23 protein-coding genes and 1 pseudogene are annotated in these 21,354 nt (G+C 37.4%); 14 read left to right on the forward strand and 10 right to left on the reverse strand.

Features of this window, described 5'->3' with window-relative positions; translation table 11 throughout:
- Positions 1 to 383: 383 nt before the first annotated feature.
- Positions 384 to 950 (forward strand): tetrahydromethanopterin S-methyltransferase subunit A, encoded by a 567-nt coding sequence (gene mtrA / locus QZN45_RS05650; RefSeq protein ID WP_292606717.1) that lies wholly within the window; start codon positions 384 to 386, stop codon positions 948 to 950.
- A 117-nt stretch (positions 951 to 1,067) separates the two neighbouring features.
- Here the strand turns inward: mtrA and QZN45_RS05655 are convergent, their stop codons facing one another.
- Positions 1,068 to 1,229: a hypothetical protein gene (locus QZN45_RS05655; RefSeq protein WP_296811732.1), complete on the reverse strand. Its 162-nt coding sequence runs from the start codon at positions 1,227 to 1,229 to the stop codon at positions 1,068 to 1,070.
- Positions 1,230 to 1,599: 370 nt separating this feature from the next.
- Here QZN45_RS05655 and QZN45_RS05660 point away from each other — a divergent pair, with 370 nt between their 5' ends.
- The 4 genes from QZN45_RS05660 to QZN45_RS05675 are packed head-to-tail and all read left to right on the forward strand — an operon-like array spanning position 1,600 to position 4,645.
- On the forward strand, positions 1,600 to 1,962 hold the full coding sequence (locus QZN45_RS05660) for a hypothetical protein (RefSeq protein ID WP_296811735.1): 363 nt from the start codon (positions 1,600 to 1,602) through the stop codon (positions 1,960 to 1,962).
- Positions 1,963 to 1,985: 23 nt separating this feature from the next.
- Positions 1,986 to 2,378: a hypothetical protein gene (locus tag QZN45_RS05665; RefSeq protein WP_296811737.1), complete on the forward strand. Its 393-nt coding sequence runs from the start codon at positions 1,986 to 1,988 to the stop codon at positions 2,376 to 2,378.
- Positions 2,379 to 2,421: 43 nt separating this feature from the next.
- A complete protein-coding gene (locus tag QZN45_RS05670; protein ID WP_296811740.1) occupies positions 2,422 to 2,988 on the forward strand; it encodes a restriction endonuclease subunit S in 567 nt (188 codons plus the stop codon).
- On the forward strand, positions 2,981 to 4,645 hold the full coding sequence (locus tag QZN45_RS05675; RefSeq protein ID WP_296811743.1) for an N-6 DNA methylase: 1,665 nt from the start codon (positions 2,981 to 2,983) through the stop codon (positions 4,643 to 4,645). The genes QZN45_RS05670 and QZN45_RS05675 overlap by 8 nt, the downstream gene beginning before the upstream one ends.
- On the opposite strand, the gene QZN45_RS05680 is transcribed toward QZN45_RS05675, so the two are convergent.
- From QZN45_RS05680 to QZN45_RS05715, 8 genes and pseudogenes are all read right to left on the reverse strand, one after another.
- Complete coding sequence (locus QZN45_RS05680; RefSeq protein WP_296811746.1) at positions 4,638 to 5,405, reverse strand: potassium channel protein; 768 nt, start codon at positions 5,403 to 5,405, stop codon at positions 4,638 to 4,640. The genes QZN45_RS05675 and QZN45_RS05680 overlap by 8 nt on opposite strands.
- 126 nt (positions 5,406 to 5,531) lie before the next feature.
- Positions 5,532 to 6,578 (reverse strand): annotated as a pseudogene (locus QZN45_RS11080) (cation:proton antiporter); the annotation flags it as partial.
- Between the two features lie 50 nt (positions 6,579 to 6,628).
- Positions 6,629 to 7,240 (reverse strand): orotate phosphoribosyltransferase-like protein, encoded by a 612-nt coding sequence (locus QZN45_RS05690; protein ID WP_292606729.1) that lies wholly within the window; start codon positions 7,238 to 7,240, stop codon positions 6,629 to 6,631.
- Between the two features lie 9 nt (positions 7,241 to 7,249).
- A complete protein-coding gene (locus QZN45_RS05695) occupies positions 7,250 to 8,206 on the reverse strand; it encodes a Gfo/Idh/MocA family protein (RefSeq protein WP_296801694.1) in 957 nt (318 codons plus the stop codon).
- Positions 8,207 to 8,220: 14 nt separating this feature from the next.
- A complete protein-coding gene (gene hemC, locus QZN45_RS05700; RefSeq protein ID WP_292882811.1) occupies positions 8,221 to 9,090 on the reverse strand; it encodes a hydroxymethylbilane synthase in 870 nt (289 codons plus the stop codon).
- Positions 9,091 to 9,215: 125 nt separating this feature from the next.
- Positions 9,216 to 10,661 (reverse strand): coenzyme F430 synthase, encoded by a 1,446-nt coding sequence (gene cfbE, locus QZN45_RS05705; RefSeq protein ID WP_296811775.1) that lies wholly within the window; start codon positions 10,659 to 10,661, stop codon positions 9,216 to 9,218.
- Positions 10,636 to 12,489 carry a bifunctional NADP phosphatase/NAD kinase gene (locus tag QZN45_RS05710; RefSeq protein WP_296811778.1) on the reverse strand — a complete coding sequence of 618 codons (1,854 nt, stop codon included), beginning with the start codon at positions 12,487 to 12,489 and terminating at the stop codon, positions 10,636 to 10,638. The genes cfbE and QZN45_RS05710 overlap by 26 nt, the downstream gene beginning before the upstream one ends.
- A gap of 1 nt (position 12,490) precedes the next feature.
- Complete coding sequence (locus QZN45_RS05715; protein WP_296811781.1) at positions 12,491 to 12,952, reverse strand: pyruvoyl-dependent arginine decarboxylase; 462 nt, start codon at positions 12,950 to 12,952, stop codon at positions 12,491 to 12,493.
- A gap of 246 nt (positions 12,953 to 13,198) precedes the next feature.
- On the opposite strand from QZN45_RS05715, the gene QZN45_RS05720 reads away from it, so the two are divergent.
- The 4 genes from QZN45_RS05720 (at position 13,199) to QZN45_RS05735 (ending at position 16,783) form a co-directional block, all read left to right on the forward strand.
- Positions 13,199 to 13,597: a translation initiation factor IF-5A gene (locus QZN45_RS05720; protein WP_292606741.1), complete on the forward strand. Its 399-nt coding sequence runs from the start codon at positions 13,199 to 13,201 to the stop codon at positions 13,595 to 13,597.
- A 33-nt stretch (positions 13,598 to 13,630) separates the two neighbouring features.
- Positions 13,631 to 14,497: an agmatinase gene (gene speB / locus QZN45_RS05725; protein WP_296811784.1), complete on the forward strand. Its 867-nt coding sequence runs from the start codon at positions 13,631 to 13,633 to the stop codon at positions 14,495 to 14,497.
- Positions 14,498 to 14,529: 32 nt separating this feature from the next.
- Positions 14,530 to 15,351 carry a 4Fe-4S dicluster domain-containing protein gene (locus QZN45_RS05730; RefSeq protein WP_296811787.1) on the forward strand — a complete coding sequence of 274 codons (822 nt, stop codon included), beginning with the start codon at positions 14,530 to 14,532 and terminating at the stop codon, positions 15,349 to 15,351.
- Between the two features lie 94 nt (positions 15,352 to 15,445).
- Positions 15,446 to 16,783: an NCS2 family permease gene (locus QZN45_RS05735; RefSeq protein WP_296811790.1), complete on the forward strand. Its 1,338-nt coding sequence runs from the start codon at positions 15,446 to 15,448 to the stop codon at positions 16,781 to 16,783.
- Between the two features lie 12 nt (positions 16,784 to 16,795).
- On the opposite strand, the gene QZN45_RS05740 is transcribed toward QZN45_RS05735, so the two are convergent.
- Complete coding sequence (locus QZN45_RS05740) at positions 16,796 to 17,074, reverse strand: winged helix-turn-helix domain-containing protein (RefSeq protein WP_292606749.1); 279 nt, start codon at positions 17,072 to 17,074, stop codon at positions 16,796 to 16,798.
- A 173-nt stretch (positions 17,075 to 17,247) separates the two neighbouring features.
- Here QZN45_RS05740 and QZN45_RS05745 point away from each other — a divergent pair, with 173 nt between their 5' ends.
- The 5 genes from QZN45_RS05745 to QZN45_RS05765 all read left to right on the forward strand — a co-directional run bounded on the left by QZN45_RS05745 (position 17,248) and on the right by QZN45_RS05765 (position 21,353).
- The gene (locus QZN45_RS05745) at positions 17,248 to 17,679 is read left to right on the forward strand and encodes a hypothetical protein (protein ID WP_296811792.1); all 432 of its coding nucleotides are present in this window, start codon (positions 17,248 to 17,250) and stop codon (positions 17,677 to 17,679) included.
- A gap of 10 nt (positions 17,680 to 17,689) precedes the next feature.
- Positions 17,690 to 18,244, forward strand: a complete 555-nt coding sequence (locus tag QZN45_RS05750; RefSeq protein WP_292606753.1) for a hypothetical protein — start codon at positions 17,690 to 17,692, stop codon at positions 18,242 to 18,244.
- Between the two features lie 3 nt (positions 18,245 to 18,247).
- Positions 18,248 to 19,207, forward strand: a complete 960-nt coding sequence (locus tag QZN45_RS05755; RefSeq protein ID WP_292606755.1) for a zinc-ribbon domain-containing protein — start codon at positions 18,248 to 18,250, stop codon at positions 19,205 to 19,207.
- An 11-nt stretch (positions 19,208 to 19,218) separates the two neighbouring features.
- Positions 19,219 to 20,028, forward strand: a complete 810-nt coding sequence (locus tag QZN45_RS05760) for a zinc-ribbon domain-containing protein (RefSeq protein WP_296811798.1) — start codon at positions 19,219 to 19,221, stop codon at positions 20,026 to 20,028.
- Between the two features lie 104 nt (positions 20,029 to 20,132).
- Positions 20,133 to 21,353 carry a TIGR00300 family protein gene (locus tag QZN45_RS05765; RefSeq protein ID WP_296811801.1) on the forward strand — a complete coding sequence of 407 codons (1,221 nt, stop codon included), beginning with the start codon at positions 20,133 to 20,135 and terminating at the stop codon, positions 21,351 to 21,353.
- Position 21,354: the final 1 nt, after the last annotated feature.

Consider the following 21,354-nt stretch of genomic DNA (forward strand, 5'->3'; position numbering starts at 1 on the left):
TCCAAAGTAGTTAATACTTGTTGCCCTCAAAAAATTAGATGGAATGGATTTTAAACAATTATTCAATTCTATAATGATGCCTTGCATTGGTATTGTAAGAGTTTTTTAGGTCTCTTCTGTGATTTTGCACTGAAGAAGCGGATTACTATAATGAAAGAATCAGACATTTTGAAAGTGGAGACTATAGTGGCACCAGAAAAGTTGATTTAAATGCCATTAGGAAATAATTCCGACATGTCGCAATTTTCCTCACAAGGGATTGTTTGTTTTATCAATTATGTTTGATTTTTTGAAAAAGTATAATTAATAGTTTAATCTAAATCTTAATTATTTAAAGTATGGTAAAAATTTTGCCGTGCTGTAAATTAATGGAGGATAATGTTATGGCTGATAAAAAAGCTCCTGCAGATGGTTGGCCAGTAATTAGTGGAGACTATATAGTAGGAGATCCGGAAAGTCCTGTGGCAGTTACAACTCTTGCTTCTCACATTGAAGCTGAATTAAGCGGAGCTGCAATTGCAGGACCATGTAAGACAGAAAACTTGGGAATAGAAAAGGTGGTTGCAAACATCATATCAAATCCGAATATCAGATTTCTGATATTGGCAGGCGCTGAAGTGCAGGGCCACATTACAGGCCAGAGCTTCAAGGCATTGCACGAAAACGGCGCTGATGCTGATAAGAAGAAAATCATCGGAGCAACCGGTGCGATTCCTTTTGTGGAAAACGTGCCTCTTGAAGGTGTTGAACGCTTCCAGCAGCAATTGGAAATTGTTGACCTCATCGATACCGAAGATGTCGGTGCAATCCAATCCAAAATCAATGAATGTGTTGAAAAGGATCCTGGCGCAGTTGAGGCTGACCCTATTGTCATGGAAGTCGATGAGAAAAATGAAAGAATGGTAATCGTTGACAAAAAGAAAAAGGATAAGGCATCTGAAGAAGCTTAAATCTTTTTTCACTCTCTTTTTTTTAAATAATTCAAAAATAGGACAGAATTCAAAACTCAATATGTTCTGTCAAAATAAAAAATGAAAAATGAAAAATGAAAAATTATAAAATTGAAATTATACTACGATTTCTTCAATTAATTTTTCATTTGGGGCATTAATATTTACAAATTGGTCTCCTGATTTGTATAGGAATATTGAACGGCCGTCTTTTTCAAGGAAAATTCCATCTTTACCGTTAATTGTTTTATTTTTGGCATTTGGGTCTTTAACAGGCATGTTTACATCATAGGGATATATAAAAATAAATTATTTTTCCCAGTTTGTTTAAAGCTCAATACTTTCCACAGTTACTTTGATGATTTGGAATTTTTCATTTCCTCGATTGCACTTTTTTAAAAAAGATAAACTTTATATAGTAAATGCAATATATTACTTATTACCTTGGTGTGAACTTGCATTTTTCTAAAAAATGTAATTAAAAACCAATAAGTTTATATACTATTACTACTAAAGTATGTATGAAAATATGTATTTTCTCAAAGAAAATGCATAGGAAATATCATGTATATTTCTAAAAAAGATATCACCATTGTTCACATGTCTTATCTTTTGAGGTGAACATCAAAAAATAGTAGGAATTGATAATATGGATAAAGCAGAGAAAAATAATGAAAATGTAATCAACTGGTCTGAAAAAGTCAGAAACCTCGATGACAATATCCGCCGCGAAATTGGAATCGAAGGTGAAAATGAAGCAAAGCACATTTTAATCAAGGTGCAAACCAAATCAGCAGAGTCAATCGAACCTGCATTCATCGTAGATGAGGACGACACATTCCTCGACCTCTTTGTATTGTCACCGCAGGGTTCCGGAATCACATCAACTGCCGTGTTGAAATCCAACATCCAAAGCGTTGGAGTAATCGGCGGGGTGTCTGCTGAAAAGATGGAAGCGAGCGAAATACCTGAGAAAACAGGTAATGATGACATTGGAGGCCTCTACCAATAGGCCTTCCAATATTTGGGATGATTATGAAGCGAAAATTCAAATCACGCAAAAGACACAGAAACAATGCATATTATGATAGGGAACTGTTGTTCAACAAAAAGATAAAGCAGTTTCAAAATGACTATTACAATCTTTCCAATCCTCCTCTTCCCGAAGAGTATCGCAAAATGGATATGCTCAGAAGAGACATCAAATATCTCCTGAGATGCCAGGAGTATAAGGTATGGAAAAAGTCATACAACCGCAAACATGCTTATTTCGACCAACTCACCCTATTCAAGTCAATGTACATGATGTGGAAAAGAAAAACCTTTTTCACCTACATTGAAGAATACCACAACGTACCTCACCACTTGGCCCTTTGGGCAAAAACAATCGGTGCAAACATGGTTCCGGGACGTGTGTTCGGAACCTAATCTTTTATATTTTAACATATAAAAATATCTACAGAGGCTAAACATGAACAAGGTAAAACTCGCAGATATTGCAGAGGTAATATCTGGTCTGTCATATAGAAGATACAAGGATGAAAGCGAAGATTCCTATGATGTGATTGTTCAAAGATCCATCAGAAAGGACGGAATCCTGAAGGATTTTGAAAAGGTCAGGCTTGTAAAGCCAAAATCCAGATATTTCACAAAATCAGGAGACATCCTGATGAAGATGCCGTATCCGTATGATGTTGTTTGTGTTAGCCATGAAAACCTGGTTGTAAGCGACAGGATAGCCATCATCAGAGTCAACAAGAATTTCAACCCTTCGTTTATAGCCCATCTGCTTTCAAATGCACATGTCAAAAAGCAGCTGCATGAACTTGGAAGTACAGAAAGAATACCACACACATCACTGAAGGAAATTAAGGAATTAAAACTAATCATTCCCGACAGAAAAACACAGGACAAGTGCGCTGAACTCTTGGATCTCATCAACGAAAAGATAGTCGCCGACAGGGAAATGCTTCAATATGACAGAAACCTGAAGGAAGGAATTCTAAACGAAATCTGGGAAGGTGGCATGGATGTTTAGGTCAAAATCCCACAACAGAATGATTCTTCACAAGCTCATGAGAAAGGGAAGGCGCAAAAATCTTCCTTTAAACATGAGATATTATGTTCTCTATGCATTTTTATACAAATACATGTCAGACAAGCTTAAAAATCACCTGATGTATTATCTTTCAGGCGATGAGGCCGATTTGAACATGCTTTACCTGACCGGAGAAGGAACCGACGACTTGAGGCAGTGGGCCTTGAATGATATGGGATATTTTTTCACCTCCCAATCCGCATTCATTGACCAGTTCATATCAAACAAGTATGTGGATGATATTTTCAGTCCGGATTTTTTCAAAAACCTTAAAAACAACATAGAATTCAGCCAGAACAATCCGTCAAAAGACTATTTTGACCAAATCATTGAAATCTTGGAGGATAAGCTTAATTTCACAAGCCTTTACGGCGATGAGGATTTGACATCATTTATGAGCAGCTACATCTTTTCAATATCAAAATTCGATATTGATGAAAGGGAGTTCACATTCTCCCAGGTCTATGATGCAATCGCATATTCAAGGCAAATCCGGCTTTCATCAACTCCCGACTACATTTCAGAGCTTATAAATTCAATCGTAAAATCCCAAAGAAACGTTGTGTCAAATGCATATGATCCTTTCCTAAAGGACGCTTCAATACTATTTAACCTTTACAGCCAATTCACCATGTCCGACATTTATGCAAAGGAAAACAACGAGCTGCATTATTTCTACTCTCTAATCAAGGCATTCATCAATGAAATCAACTTCGAAAATCTTCACATGTCTCGGGAAAATGCAATCAAGTCAATGTCATATGATTCACAGCTTTTTGACGTCATCGCTTCAAAGCTTCCCAACAGCTTCGACGAGTTTTCAAAAACCACTCTCAAAAGCCAAAGCATTGAAGTTCCAAGCGAAACGGATTTCAAGGAAAAGCTGTTCAATAATCTTGATATGGATAAATTGAGCGATGATAAGGAGGCTCTTGAAGCCTTGAAGGTACTTGAAAAGCGTTTAAATGCTATGGAAAAAAGTGAAGTGACCTCTTTTACAGGTGAATATGAATCCCTAAAGGACAGTGAGTTTCTGTTTTTAATCAATATGATCAATTCCCTTAAGGACAACGGGCTTATGGTGATATCACTTTCACAGAATTTCCTATTTAAAAATTCACTGGCCCTTTTGAGAAAGTTCCTGACATTTGAAAACAACTATATTGATGCAGTCATTTCCCTTCCAGAAGAGCTGGGCGGCGTAATCCGGCCTGAAGTAGTAATTGTATTTCGCAAAAACAAAAGTTCGGATGATGTCGTATTCATTGATCTCTCCAAGAAGTACGGAACCGAAATGTCACCAAACACTTTTCCGGGTCTTGTCAAGCGCAATCTTGTTTTGGACAAAAAAACAATATCAAACATAATTGACGTCCTTAACAACCGCAAAACCGTCGATAAGTTCTCTGAAATCGTTTCACTAAAACAGCTTGAAGAGAATGATTTCAATCTCTCAGTTTCAAGATATGTCGATACCTATGATGGTGAATTCATTCGTCTGAATGATTTGAAATCAGATAAAAAGAAAATTGATGAAAAGATGGATAGTCTCAACGAAAGAATCGATGAATTGATGGGCGATTTGAATTTCAGATAGCATCAAAGAATTTATTGATGTTTTCCCTGTGCCCTACAAAGACAATGAGGTCGTTTGCAAGGAGTTTGAAGTGTGGGGTCACGTCAATGAATGTGTCCTTTCCGCGTATTACACCGGTTATGGTAAGGCTGTTTTCTGTAAATGGAAAGTCATCGATGCTTTGGTCTTTGGATACTCTAAGTGAGTCGACTTCCAAATTTGTGTATTTGTGGTTTAGATATGTAGATATATCTTCTGAAGTTACGCTACGGAATGCATCATAATTGTTAGAACGAAGATCGTTGACAGCATCTGTAATCTCATCGACATCCTTGTTATAATAATCCATGATTCTTGTAAACATCATGATACTTGTTTCGAACTCCTTCGGAATAACTTCATCAGCACCGGCCTCAATAACATCATCCAGATTTTTCAGATATCTTGTACGTACGATAATGTGTATGTCGGGGTTCAGCCTGCGCGCTGCATCTATTGTCTTAATGGTTTCATCATAAGTTGAGGATGATATGACTATGCATAGTGCGGAGGTAATGCCCAATTCTTTCAGGACACTTTCGTTTGACCCTTTGCCGTATATGACTGGAAGTCCCATTGCCTGCTGGTTTTCAACGATTACCGGATTCATGTCAACAATCCGGTATGGGATGTTGAATTTCTTGCAGGCTCTTGCCATATGCTTCCCGTTTCGTCCAAGACCGACAAGGATTACGTGGTCTGATATGTCCTGAGGGTCTTCAATTTCCTCAGGCAGTGTCATGAGTTCCTCGTCTATGTCGAAGTAGTCTATATTGTTGAAGAGCCTTACTATTTTGGGAGTCATCTTTTCCAGAAACGGAGTTGCAGACATTGTAAGGATGCTCACGCCCAGAAAGACGCTGAAGAATTGGTTTGTCATCAGACCATAATTCATTCCTTCACGGGCAAGGACGAATGAAAATTCCCCAATTTGGCTTAAAAGAACTGCAATGCTTATTGTTACTTTTGAAGGCAGCTTCAAAGCCATTCCAGTAATCAGTGTTGCAGTAAATTTAATTACTAGAATTATTACAGTAAGGACCAGTATGGTCACTATATTGTAAAGGAAAAGATGCAGGTTGACCATCAGCCCGATACTTATGAAAAATATGCTCATGAAGACATCCTGGAACGGTTGGATGTATCCCAGGGTCTGATGGGAATACTCTGTATTTGAAATCAGAAGTCCGGCTATGAAAGCTCCAAGTTCAGGCCCTATCCCGATTAAACTTGTTCCAAATGTTGTTCCCATACAGATGAAAAGTGTCAAAAGTAAAAACAAATCCCTGTTTTTGGTTTTGGCGGCATCCCTTAACGCAAGTGGTATGAACCATTTTGCGCCGACATATAACATGACAACCAGTCCTATACATTTCACAATAAGTGAAGGCAGGTTGTTGAACGCCAGTTCATGTCCTCCGAGAAGGGGAGTAATCAGTATAACGATAATTACTGCAATGTCCTGGAAAATCAGAATACCTAATGTCACCCTTCCCTGAACTGAATGGGTGATATGTCTTTGCTGCATTATCTTCATGACGATTGCGGTACTTGAGAATGCAACCAGAAATCCGAAAAATAACGCTGAGTTGGGGCTAAGTCCTAAAATCAGTCCCAGTGCGGATATGAGAATTGTCGTAATGGATACCTGAAGGAAACCTCCGATGAGAGCATAACGCTTGATCGATGAAAATTTCTCAACTGAAAACTCAAGACCTATAATGAATAGGAGAAATATGACTCCAAGTTCTGAAACGGTAGAAATCAGGCTTGTATCGTTGATTGCATGACCAAGCACGATTCCAGTAAAAAAAAGACCAATCATTGTTGGCAGCTTTAATTTGTTGAAGACCAATAACACTATTACTGCAGTAATAAGTATTATTGACATGTTTCCAAGTAGCGCTAAATCCATAATTTACCTGGGTTTTAAAAAAGAGTTAAAAATAAGAAAATATTAGTAGATTAGATTCTACTAACTTTAATCAATGATTCTATAGGCACTTCTTCAATTTCTGAAAGACCTGCCTTATCAATCAATACAACTACACAGAGAGGTTCTCCGCCTAAATCCTTTACGGTGTGGATTACTTCACGTGCAGTCTTTCCGCTTGTGATGACGTCATCTACAATTACGACCTTTTTGCCTTCGACGCTTCCGAAGTTGGTACTTATTGTACCTTCGTCATCGCTTTTGTCATTGTCTTTTCTGTGCTTGTGAGGGTGGAATATTGCAAGGGAAGTGTCGACACCGGTCATTTCCTCCAACAGGTCAGACATCATTGTAGCAAATGGAATTCCGCTCACTGCAATTCCACAGACAACTTCAGCTTCGCCGTGAATCAATGTCATGTCGCTTAATGCACTGGCAACATATCTTAAACGTGCAGCATTTCCACCAATGCTTTTCCAGTTAATGGCAAAGTCAGTTGGTGCATCTGCTTTTACTTCGGTTGGTTTTTGCAAGGTCAACCATCTTGCAGTGTCCATACTTACATTGAGTTCATCAGCAATTTCGCCGGTAGTAAATCCGTGCTGTCTGAGTTCCTGAGCCTTTTGAATTAATTTTTGTTTCACTTATCTCACCTATTTGAGTTCATCTAAACTAACTGGTCTATGTTCTTTTGAGGATTTGTTAGCTGCAATGACCATTTTAAGAGCTTTAAGCCCATCTTCACCAGTTATGACTGGTTCTTTTTCTTCAACAACTGAATTGAGGAATGATTTTAATTCACCTTTGAGAGGTTCTTCGTGTACGATTTCAATATCCTGAGCAAATTTACCGAAGACTTCGATGCTTTGTTGGATGTAGTCAACAGAAATGATTCCTGCTGTTCCGGTAAGTTCTAATTCTCTACGTTTGTAAGGAGTAAGCCAGTTTACTTCGATGATTCCTGTTGATTCATTGTCAAAGCTTACCATTATCTCTGCATGGTCTTCAAATTCGCTGTCATCGAAACTGCTGTTCATTGTTCCGTAAACCTGGGTAATTTCCTCTTCAAACAAGTAGTTCATGATGTCCAAGTCGTGAATTGCAAGGTCAATTGATACACCGACATCCTTTATTCTTGGTGGAAGTGGTCCTACTCTTTTTGCAAAAGCAGATACTATATCTCCAATAACTCCATCATCAATAAGCTCTTTTGCTTTTTGAACTGCGGGGTTAAACCGTTCAACATGTCCTGTTGCGAGAATAACTCCTGCCTCTTTTGCAGCTGCAATCATTTCTTCAGCTTCAGTTAATGTGAATGCAATTGGCTTTTCAACCAGAACATGCTTTTTATGTTTTATTGCTTCCATTACAACAGCATGATGGAATGTTGTTGGTACACATACGCTTACTACTTCAATTTCCGGGTTTGCGAGTAATTCACAATAGTCGGTATAACCTTTCGCACCATATTTCTTCTCAATTTTTTTGAGTGCCCTTTCGCTAACGTCAGAAACACCCATCAAATTAGCTTCTTCCATTTTATGGTATACACGAACATGGTTTTCACCCATTGCTCCTACTCCAATAACTCCTACGTTTACAGTTCTCAATTCAATTCCTCCGTTTAAACATAATCCTCGAAAAGTTTTCCGATACGTTTGCCAAGTTCAACCGCATCTTTAATTGAACCCTTTTCGCTTTGCTCTTTAAGGATTTCTCCATCCTTGGTTAATAATATTGAATAAATATTAAATTCTTTGTCATTCATGCGTGCTATGGAACCGATTGGCCATTGGCATCCAACGCCCAATTCCTCAAGCACTTTCTTTTCTGAAAATACTTCCTGCATTGAAACATAATCATTCAGCTTGGAAATCTTGTCTTTTACATCAGAGTCCTTTCTTGTAATGATTGCCAAAGCCCCCTGACCTGCAGGTGGGGTAATGTAGTCAAGCGGAAATACTGTCTTTATGTATTTTGTCAGATTCAATCTTTTAAGTCCTGCCTCAGCCATTATAGTAGCATCAAGGTCAGTTTCAAAGACTTTATTGATTCTGGTTTCGATATTTCCTCTGATTGGCTTAAGTTCAAATTCCTTTTCATAATGATTGCAGAAAGCTTCCCTTCTAAGGCTGCTGGTTCCAAGTTTTGAACCTGCTTCAAGTTCATTCCAGCTTTTTTCAGAAATCAATACTTCATGGGGGGATTCACGCTTTGGAACGGCAACAACTTCAAGGTCTTCATCCAGTTCGGTAGGCAGATCCTTGAAACTGTGGACGGTAAAATCAACTTCCTCTTCAAGAAGTGCAATATCAAGCTCCTTGGTGAAAAGGCCTTTTGAATCCATATTGTACAATTGTGAGGTTGTGATTTTATCTCCTTTTGTCTTAATAATTTCAACGTCAATCGCTTCTTTGGTTAATTTTGATAAATCGGCACATACTTGATTTGTTTGTGCTAAAGCTAACTGACTACCTCTAGTTCCAACAATCATTTATTATCCCCATTTTTTAATTTTTCATTCGTATAAGCCTATAACTTATAAGAATTTTTACATTGTTAATTTTTATAATTAATTATAATTAAATGTTTCAATTTTTCTAGTAATTACTGGAAAAATCATCTTTGTGAAAGATTGCTGTAACTTGACCTATATATGAAAAGAAGATTTTTATTGTCGCTTATTGCTTTAGTGTAACAGTCATTGTAGTTTTCGATTATTTCTGCATTTCTGGTGATTTTTTCAGATATTGAAATGCCGACTTCACCGGTCAGTATCAGCCTGCAGTCAGTGGTGTTTAAAAATTCGGCCAGTTTGTCCTCATCAATTTCTTCACAGGTAATTCCATAGTCTCCGCCGATTGCAACGTAATAATCATCAAGATTATCAATCATGTTCATTGATTCCTTTATGGCCTGTGTGTTGATTCCGGGATTTATCTCTTCGATTATTATTGAATTTTCAATAGTCTTTTTATTGGTTCTTCCGGCAATGCCCTTGTAATTTTTCAAACCATCGATTATTTTTTGCTCAGGTATTTCAAGACATAGTGATGTCAGGACAACTCCCAAAACATTTGATACGTGGTGCGGACCGGGTGCAAATGTCTTCACTGTGATTTCACCATTCAATACATTGTCTTTAATGCTTTTGACATCCCTATAAACAATATCGACTGTTGTTTCATCAAGACTGTATGTTACGTTTCTGACATGGAGATTGGAGGATTTGTCACTTAGCGAAAATGTATTTGCCTTGGTGTGTTCGATATCACTGTAATATTCGTCATAACATTCCTTTTGGCATGCTACAGTATTGCATCTGAAAACCTGTGCTTTTGCTCTGCTTGCAGAGCTTCTGCTTTTGGCAATGGGGTAGTCTTCGGCAATGTTTGTTAAAAGTCCCACATCTCCAATGCCTGTGACTCCAAGTGAGCTTTCAAAAATGGCTGAGGAGTATTTTTTCAAATTTTCGCTGATAACTTCGCCTTCAGCTATCTTGCATATTGGATTTGCGACCTTATATGCCAAATCAATTGTTTCCTTGATGTTTGCAGGTGTTATTGAAATGTTCCTTTTAAGGACAATCTCATTTTCATCTGAATAAAGAATTGCGCCAAGGCTTGATAAAATCAGCGGGTTTTCATCAATGAGAATTTCTTTTAGCATGAAAACGGAGCTTGTCTTCCCCTTGACTCCTGTAACTTCAATTTTAGGAATGTCTTTTCCCCAGTCATCAAGAATTCTTGCTATTATTTCATGGTGTGTTAGAGATTCGTATTTTAAATTCGGATTGTAACTTTCAATTTCATCTTCGCTCATCGGAAGATGTATGGGTGCGATTATGCATACATTGCCCTTGAGATTGCTCATATCTTCAAAACCGATGACGTTTACGCCGTAAACCTCAAGCATCTTTTCGTCAATGCTTTTCATGGTATTGTAGATGTCGATGGCATGGACTATTTTTCCGGTTTTGGCAAGGCTTACTGCAATCTTGACGCCTCCATGGGTCATGTCGATTACTACATAATGCAATTTAGCACCAGCTGTTGTCCTTTTCAAGTCCGCCCTGTGCAAGCTTGTTTTTTACCTTTTTGTAGAAGTATTTGGTTGATGTTCTGATTAGATAAACGCTTTTGTCGGATTTTTTGAATTTGATTTCCTCTTCGTATTCTGCCTCTTCGTTTCTCTGACCGTCCATTACAAATACTGCAGTCTTACCTTTCTTAAGCAATTTTACTGTGATTTCACTGTTGTCGGATACGATGAATGGCCTTGCGCCTAGCTTATACGGACAGATTGGAATTATGATAAATCCTCCGACTTTCGGATCAACGATAGGTCCTCCGGCAGACATTGAATAAGCTGTTGAACCGCTTGGGGTTGAAACTATTAGTCCGTCAGCCCTTACCTCTTCAATGATTTCTCCGTCCACCTTGATTTGGAAGTGCTGCATTTTTGCAGGCTTGTTGGTCATTATTACAACTTCGTTCATTGCGGTGTAGTAGTGGTTTTCGTGGGATACGACAAGTTTTGTCCTGTTTTCCTTGTAGTAGTTTCCTTTAAGAACCTCTTCTAATGCTTTGAATGTGTCTCTTGCTTCAATTTCAGTTAAAAATCCGACGGTACCCATGTTTATACCGAATATTGGTGTTTCATCTTTCATCTTTGCCTGTGCTCTTAAAAGGGTTCCGTCCCCTCCAAGAACGATTGCCATATCACATTCAAAATCGGTTATTTCGCATGCAAGCTGCTTGTAGTCGATATTGAAGTTGATGTCATCCAAAAGATGGGCAATGTCTGGATATTTCCTTTTGGTCTTTTCAATAATTTTGTCCAGTTTCGGATTTTCCTTCAGCTCAATCAGCTTTTGAACCAGCCTTTTTTCGATTATGACCTCCCTTCCGTTGGTGAGCAGGTAATCCACAAGCTGTGCTGTAAAGAGGATCGGACGTTTCTGATCGATTCTGCTTACGATTCCTATTTTTCCAATGAAATCGGTTTGATTGTCATTTAAGATATCAATCATCTGTTTGTGAAGGATTCTATTGTTGGCAGCAATTACGATTGTCTTTTCGTGAATGCTCAATTTGTTGTTTAGCTTTTCACCGTATTTGTCGGTAATTATTCCACCTGCTTCTTCAAGAATCAGTTTGGATGCTGCAATATCAATGATTCTACTTCCCCTAAGGTCGATGAATGCATCATATCTTCCGCTTGCAACATATGAGATTTCAAGCACTACGCTTCCAAGCACTCTCATTCTTCTTGCATTGTCGACCAGATGTGATGCAGCTGAGGTTCCGCTTTTTGTAAATCCTCCGAGGGTAATGTCGCTGATGTTTACTGTATTGCTTGGATGCACTTCCTCATTGTTCAGCCAGCAGCCTTTTCCCTTTTCAGCTTCAAAAAAGTTTCCGTTGCCGAAGTTGCTTATAAAACCCAGTTCAACATCGTTCAATGTGGCAAGCCTTCCTTCAGGCACGCTTGCAACAGCTATTGAAATGCCGTATGCAGGGATTTCCTTGATTGCATTGCTTGTTCCGTCAATAGGATCAACCAGGAATATGAATTTTGGCCTTTCTTCCTCATCAAAGTCATCACGCCTCAACTCCCGTGTCAAGATAATGCTTCTTTTGGTTCCCCTACCTAATTTCAACTCTCCGATTTCTTCACTTACAATATATGAAAGAACCGGTGCATTTTTCAGTATGTTTATGACCTTCTCTTCGGCGATAATGTCGATAAATGATGTGGGTGTTCCGTCGGCTCCCATCTTCACCTTTTCACCGGATTCCGGTTTTCCAACATATGGCCTTATTGCTCGGCCCACTTCCCTTATGATTTCATATGCAAGGTCTGTTGCAATTTTTTTATCCTGTGCATCCATGTTATCCCTCAATTATTTCATCTTTTAGGTATACTACTGATGCAACAACTGATGCAATGTTTTCAACAGTTGCTGTGCTTGATTCAATAATCATTTCCCTGATGTCGACATCTCTTTTCTCCATCATGTATCTTACCATGAATTCGGCTTCATTCCTTAACTCTTCAGGGCTTTTGTCAATTCCGGTTGTCTCGACGACGCAGCCTAATTCATTTCCAATAGCTACTGCAACGACTGCAGTTATTTCGGCTCCCGGTTTGGATGATGTAACTTCGGATAAAACGCAGTTTACCATGCTTCCCGCTTTAAGTTTAGGCAATTCCTGAATTTCGGCATTGCCTGCAAGCATGCTTGATACTTTAATTAGGTTTACATCACCGATTCCGGCGTCACTCAATGCATTGTCGAAGGCATTCAGTTTTGTTGGGCCTTCAGACTTTCCACTTACTATAGCTATTTTCATTATATCACTTAATTTAATATTTTGATATTTATCATATAATAAATTACTCATATTTTTTAATTGCCCATTTATGAATTGGGCTTTCATTTGGGGCTTTGATTTAAAAACAAGGCTTTATTTCAACCTTTAAAAAAAGCAAAATAATCGAATACTTTATATAAAATAGAAAATATATCTTATATTAATCTAATAATATTCCTTATTATAAGATTATAAAAACCGGTTTTTATTTATGGAGGAAAATTAATGTCAACAAAAGTTGTAGAAATTAAAACATTAAAAGTTGGAAAATATATTGTTTTAGGCGGAGAAGCTTGTAAAATTATTAGTTATACTACTTCATCTCCAGGTAAACACGGAGCGGCAAAAGCAAGAATTGAAGCTGTAGGTGTATTCGACAACCAAAAAAGAAGTCTCGTTAAACCTGTAGATAACAAAGTAGATATTCCTATTATCGACAAAAGATTAGGTCAAGTCATTTCCATTCAAGGCGACAACGTTCAAATTATGGATATGGAAAACTATGATACCATTGACTTACCAATGCCTGAAGATTTAAAAGACGACATCGTCGAAGGTATTGAAGTTGAATATATCGTCGCTTTAGGAAACATGAAAATAATGAGAACTAGAGGATCTGCTTAATTCCTCTAATTATTTTCCTTTTTTAGATAAATTATGCTTTTTAATACATACGAACCGTGGAAATTTGCATTTTCATCTGAAAATGAAGAAATAAAAGAAAACTCATATGGGATAATCGGAGTTCCCTTTGACAGCACTACTTCTTATCACTCCGGTGCACGTTTAGGACCAATCGTTGTGCGTGAAGCATCATTTGGTTTTGAAAAATTCAATACTGTTTTTAACAAGAGCCTGACAGCCACATTTTATGATTTCGGTGACGTCAATGTTGTTCCTGGAAACTGCGAAAAGACATCACAGATTGTTGAAGACACCGTCAATGAAATTTTGGACATGAATCTCAAGCCGATTATAATTGGAGGAGAGCATTCGGCATCAATCGGAGCCATCAAGGCATTGTGTGGAAGATATGAAAAATTGACAGTGATTCACCTCGACGCTCACAGGGATCTTGCATTCGAATTCATCGGCGAGAAATACTCTCATGCAACAGTAATGAGGAGGGCTCACGAAATGGGTGCCGATTTGGTACAAATCGGAATAAGGTCATCATCACTTGAGGAAGAGGAATTCGTAAAGTCAACATACAATGTCCAGACATTCAAAAACAAGGATGCCCACAAGCATATGGATGCAATAAAATATTATCTCACCAACATCGACGGACCAATCTACATTTCAATAGACATGGATGTCATAGACCCTGCCGTTGCTCCTAATGTTGGAAATCCGACACCAGGTGGATTGCTCGTTCATGAAATAGAATCAATTCTAAAGACATTGTGCCATAAGACTATTGTAGGATTGGATGTCGTTGAAACTGCAAGTGACAGATTGGGTGATGCCACTGCCGTTGTAGCCTCAAAAATAATCTATGATTTTTTAACATTGATGGAATAATTATTTAACCTTATTTTTTCATATAATATCATATGAGAATCAAGGGACCAATATTTATTGAAACAATTTTTCTTTTGATAGCATTTTCAATCTATTTTTTCTCTGGAAATGTGTTTTTCATATATAATTTTGCATTTATCGGAACTTCTGTAGCTGTTGGTGTGTTTTTAACTCAAAATGGTTATAAGTTCGGTCGCAATATCATAATGCTTGCGGTAGGATCATATATTTTGATATATGTTGGAATATTGGGCAGGGAAAATCTTTTGCTTTCCGGATTCTGGTATTATCTGTTTTTGGGAGTATTTGAAGCTGCTGTAGTTCACTATCTTATAGCTAAAATTGCAGGTCCTTTCATATTCGGCCGTGGATGGTGCGGATATGCCTGCTGGACTGCGATGATATTGGATCTGCTTCCATATAAGACTCCTGCCAATGAACGAAAGAACTGGGGATATGTGAGGTATGTGCTCTTTGCATCCATATTGTGTCTTGTTTCAGCACTCTTCATATTCAAGGTAAATCACCTGGACAATGTTTTGTTTTACATGTTCGTCATTGGAAATGTCATATACTATGTTTTAGGGATATTCTTGGCATATAAACTAAAGGACAACCGTGCATTTTGCAAATATGTATGTCCGATTACAGTATTTTTAAAGATGTCAAGTTATTTCTCACTTTTGAGGGTGAAAGTCAACAGGGATAAATGCAATGAATGCGGCAAATGCATGAAAAGATGTCCGATGGATGTTGAAATTTTAAACAATTCCAGAAAGAGAAAAAACGGAACAGAATGTATATTGTGTCTCAATTGCGTTATGGATTGTCCGAAAAAGGCAATAAGTATATGATAATTAAAAAATAATGGATGATTATCGATAACATTATTAATTTCATTTTATATACTGATTAATATCGGAATTCATGTTTTCCAAGGTGCACTGTATGTTGGATGATTTTTTCAAATTTAAGGAAAATGGGGCTGATTATAGAACTGAAATAATTGCAGGCATCACCACATTTCTTGCAATGGCTTATATTTTAGGTGTAAATCCGTCGATGCTGGCTGAAGGTGGAATGCCTGCCAATGCAGTATTTTTTTCAACAGCAATTGCATCAGGTCTCGCATGTATAGTTATGGGATTGGTTGCCAAATTCCCTGTTGGATTGGCTCCTGGTATGGGGCTGAATGCCCTTTTCACATATACAATCATATTGGAAATGGGAAACTCCTGGGAAACTGCACTTGCAGCAGTATTTATTTCATCCATAATATTTTTTATCATTACCATCTCAGGTTTAAGGGAAGCTATTTTAAATCTTATTCCTGCAGATTTGAAAATAGGTATAGGTGCAGGTATCGGATTTTTCCTGGCATTTCTTGGATTTAAAGGTGCGGGAATTATTGTAAATGACCAGTCAACTTATGTTACAATGGGTAATCTGCTTGCACCTTCTGTAATTTTGGCTTTGATTGGCATTTTAATAACATTGGTTTTCTATATTCGAAAGGTGCCAGCAGCAGTATTTTTCGGTATGATAATCACTGCAGCAATAGGCATTGTATTCAGTTTTTTAGGATTCGGAACTGGAAATCCGTTAATGCCGTCAATTCCTGCACAATTCATATCTGTCAATTTTGATTTTAGTCTCTTTGGAGGATTTTTGCGAGGATTCGCACAGCTTTTCTCAAATATTCCTAACCTGTTTATGATGGTGTTTTCGCTTCTTTTTGTTACATTCTTTGATGCTACCGGAACTTTAATGTCATTAGGTAAACAATGCGGGTTCATTGATGAAAAAGGTCAATCGATGGGAATTGAAAAGGCATTTTTAAGTGATGCTATAGGTGGAATAATAGGTTCTGTATGTGGTACAAGTACAGTAACTGCTTTTGTTGAAAGTGCAACAGGTGTGGGCATGGGTGCAAAGACAGGTTTGGCATCTGTTGTAACTGGTATCTTATTCTTGCTTTCAATATTTGTCGCTCCACTCATATTGGCATTGTTTACTCCTTCTGTAACTGCTGCAGCTTTGGTTATTGTAGGTTTCTTGATGATGGCTCAATTAGGAAGTGTGGATTGGGCCAATTCGGTAATTTCAGCATCTGTTTTTATGACAATCATTATGATGATTCTTTCATACTCAATTTCCATAGGTATTGCATGGGGGTTCATTGCTTATTTCGTAGGATCCCTTGCTGAAGGCAAGTTCAAGGAGATGGGTTGGGGAATGTATGCCCTGATGATTGTATTTTTAGTTTATCTCTTCTTTGGGCTTTAGATATTTTTAAAATTAGTCATTGTAGTCTTTTTCTACTTTGTCAAGATAATATTTGCCTTTATCGGTTATGCTGTAGAATCTGTACCTTTTGTCTTCTTCATTAAGACATTCCACTAAATCCGCTTCTTTTAGTGTTTTTAAGTACTTTGACACGTGATTGCTGTTGTCATTAATATCCTTGCTGATTTTTGAAGGAATCTTATCCTCCTTTTCAAGGGATTTTAAAACGTTTATTCTTTTTTTGGACCTTGCCAGCAGAGATATGATGCTCATATCATCTTTTTTAATCATGATTTTCAATTTAAATTTTGGCTATTTAATAGATATCTATATGATATTAGCATGCTAATAGCAATGTTTATATTATGTGTGTAACATATTTATCAGTACTGAATTGAGGTGATATTTTCAACAAAAAAATTTTTCTTGTAATTCCTGTTGTTATTGTTGCATTAATCATTATAATGCCTATTAGTTCTACTTATGATTTTGATGGGCATTTTACAATGAATGTTCCTTTGGGCAAGCATTATAGTGATGTTGCATGGTGCCGCCCCAATGGTGCATTAGGTTGCGCCGCTGAATATTGGGAAGATAGTGCCGGCTGTGAATTGGATAAAAATGAATTCGTTGTTTATTATTATAATAATTCACTGCTGGTTGAAGGTGAATCAAATGCATTGCAACATTCTCTCAATGGTTTAAATACATCATATTTGTATAAAATTGAGCAAAATGATGGAAATTTATTTGTATTGACCAATGATATCGGAATGAGAAATATGCCACCATATCTTGTAGGCACTGCAAATGATGATGGCAGTGAAGCTGTTTTTGTTGGAGGACACAATCTCAATGACTTGAAAAGATATGCACATTCTGTTGAATTTAAATAGGTGAATAAAAATGTTAGTTCGTAATTTGGATTTTCTATCCATACCTAAAGAGTTTTCCAAAGTTGAAATTACGATTTACGACAATAAATCCATTGCTTTGGTATACATTAACGGTAAAGGATATTCTTTGGTTTTAAAAAATGAAGATGTTATTGATTCATTATTTTTATTGAAAACTGATATTGTCCCAAGCAATGTCAATGAACATTCCGACAGGGAAGATTTCATAAATGTAATTAAAATGCTGCTGGATAAGATTTATGCTATTGCAGATATCAAGGAATATGAAAAGCAGCATCAGGAGCATGTATTTTTAAGATTGATGGACATGCTAAATGAGGGAACTGATGTTGAAATTATTTCTGAAGAAACTTCAAAGGTCTACAGCGACATTGAAAAAGGATTCATGAAGTTGGAAATAGATATTCTGGACAATAAAATCAATGCTTTAAATTCCTCTATTGCAGATGTTTCAAATAATCTGCAGGCTACAGTTGATGATATTGAAGAAAATTCATGGGGAAATAAGATTAGAAAGTCCATTGATCAAAATAACTGGGGTTAAACTATGGTAAAGTGTAGTAAGTGTGGAGCGGAAGTTGTCGGATCTGATTTCTGTTTTAACTGTGGTGAAAAAGTAGAAAAATATGAAGCAGGTTCTGATGTCTGTCCGAAATGCGGTACAAAAAATGGTAAAAACACAACATTTTGCCGTGAATGCGGACATAAGTTGGATAATGGAGTTGGTTTCGGCTCATCTCATTCTCAAAAGGAATGGCAGGCACGTCACGATGAGATTATTAGAAGATATGATATGTTGGCTGAAGAATTCGGCATAAAAGATGAAGATTATTTTTTAACCAGCGTTAAAAGATTCAATAAGTTGGAACAGACTACAACTAAACACCAATTGACTAATGATGTTGTTGACACTGCAGTATTTGGAATTCCGGTAAACAGATTGTTGAAAAGAGATTTGGGTAATGAAACTATCATTGATGGATTTTTCCTCATAAAAGAAGATAAATTTGTTTTCATGGAAATTGACAACAGGGACTGGGAAAAGGTCAATGCAGGAATAAACAATTTCTATTTTGATAAAATCGTATCAATGAGAGTCACAAAAAGGTTAGGTGATGAAAGTAGATATGAAGATATTACCAAAAGGGGATGGACATCAGCCAACGATATCAGACGCTCAATAAAAAATGATATTCAATCACTTAAAGCCACACGATTCAAAGACATGATTACAAACAATGACAGTGCCGACATGTTTGACAGATTGCTAATCAAATTGGTTGACAACACTTCATATGAAATCAGACTTCCAAGCTATAAATTCGGTCAAAATCTGATAGATCTCTTTGAAACATTAAGGGGAAAACCGCAGACAGTTGTTGTTCAAAATCCAACATCCGAGCCTACAAAAGCACAGCAATTAAAGGAATTCCAGGAATTACTTGAAAGCGGTGCGATTACTCGAGATGAATTTGACCAACTCAAAAAGGATTTGCTATTCGGTTGATTGGTGATTAGATGGTTAAATGTAGTAACTGTGGATTGGAGATTGATGATAATTTTCAAAACTGCCCGAATTGCGGAAATGATTTGTCAAAATCAGATGTTGAAGTTAAAAAGGAAGAAATCTCAACATGCAACAGTTGCGGGGCACCGCTAAAGGATTCGGATTCATTCTGTCCAAGTTGCGGAAGCAAAGTTGAAATTGAAAATTCGGCATTGAAATGTAAAAATTGTGGCAGTGAATTGTCTCAAAATGCTGTGTTCTGCCAGGTATGTGGGGCCAAGGTAGAAAAAATCGAACAGACCTCAAAAAGAACTTGCCCAAATTGTGGCGGGGAAGTTGACGCCAACACCACATTCTGCCAGGAATGCGGGGCAAACGTATTCACTGGTGAGAAAAACAAGCATAACGCTCCAACCTCCCATTCCTCTGCAGGCAAAATCGATTTTAATGTACTGGTCAAGCCTTCTATAATTGCATTAATAGTGGGGATTATTTTATCCATAATTGGTTTGGGAATAGGATTTTCATGGTATTCTTTTGTTATTGCAGTAATATTGAGTGCCGGATTCTTTGCGGCGGCTGTTGGCAATCAAATCAATGCAATAGTTTTTGGATTTATAGTTGGCTTAATTTTAGGCCTTTTGGAAACTCCATTGATTGAATTTCTTTTCGGTTCGTTTGTCGCCGGATTATATCAGGGATTTCTTGGAGGGCATTTGCTTATCATAATTATTTTTGGAGTAGTTAGCGCATTTATTTCAAATGCATATTTCAAGGAAAGTATTTTACAAATAACTGATAATTTCAAGGGAAAGTTATAGAAATTGAAATTATCTTTTTTCTTTTTTTTTCAAAGCTTAACCATACCATTAAATATCACCAAAACTAAATTTATAATATTAACTAAAAATGGAGCAAAAATATTATGAATAAAAGAATTATTGAACTTTCCGGTCATATTATTGATTCAATGGCCTTAACTAAGACCATGGCAATAATTATGGAAAAAGGAGGGGAATTTGACATTTTGGAAATCGATGTTGGACGTAAAAAATCAGATGTAAGTCATGCAAAAATTGAAGTTTCCGCATATTCTCCCGAACTGTTGAATGCAATACTTGACGAACTGTCTGTTCTTGGAGCATCAATCCATGAAATCAAGGAGGTCAATCTTGTTGCATCAACCAAAGATAAAGTTGCTCCTGAAGGTTTTTATTCATCTTCCAATCATGCCACACACATTTACTATAAGGGAAACTGGATTCCTGTTGAAGATATAGAAATGGACTGTCTGGTTGTAGTTGACGAAGATGAAAACAGGGCATTCGTAAAGCCTATTTCCAATATCGAGGCGGGAGACAAGATTGTCGTTGGCCTTGACGGGGTCAGGGTAACCCCTCCTCAAAGATCAAGGGATGAACACCAGGTATTCGAATTCATGAACAGTGATGTATCTTCAGAAAAGCCTTTGATGAATCTAATAAATGGTATCGCTCAGGAAATGAAGGAAATCAAAGCCAAAGGAGGAAAAATAGGTATTGTAGGGGGTCCTGCTATAGTACACACAGGTTCCGGAAAATACCTTGCATCATTGATTAGGGATGGTTACATAGATGTCATCATGGCAGGTAATGCTCTTGCTACCCACGACATTGAATCAAATCTCTTCGGCACATCTCTTGGAATCGAAGTGGAAACCGGTAAAATCGTAGCTCATGGCCACACCCACCACATGAGGGCAATCAACAGAATCAACAATTCAGGCTCCATTAGAAAAGCTGTTGAAGACGGAACCCTAACTGGTGGAATAATGTATGAGTGCATTAAAAATGAGGTTCCATTTGTCCTTGCAGGTTCAATCCGTGATGACGGCCCTCTTCCAGACGTAATAACCGATGTCATTGAAGCCCAAAAGCTCATGAGAAAATATGCTCAGGAAGTTGACATGGTATTGATGATTTCAACAATGCTTCATTCAATCGCAATGGGTAACCTATTGCCTTCAAGGGTTAAAAGTATCTGCGTGGATATCAACCCATCCACAGTTACCAAATTATCCGACAGGGGAAGCGCACAGGTTGTAGGTATTGTAACCGATATAGGAACATTCATGCCTTTGTTATACAATGCGTTGAATGAGGAATAAC

The sequence above is a fragment of the uncultured Methanobrevibacter sp. genome (assembly GCF_900314695.1).
Taxonomy (GTDB): Archaea; Methanobacteriota; Methanobacteria; order Methanobacteriales; family Methanobacteriaceae; genus Methanocatella.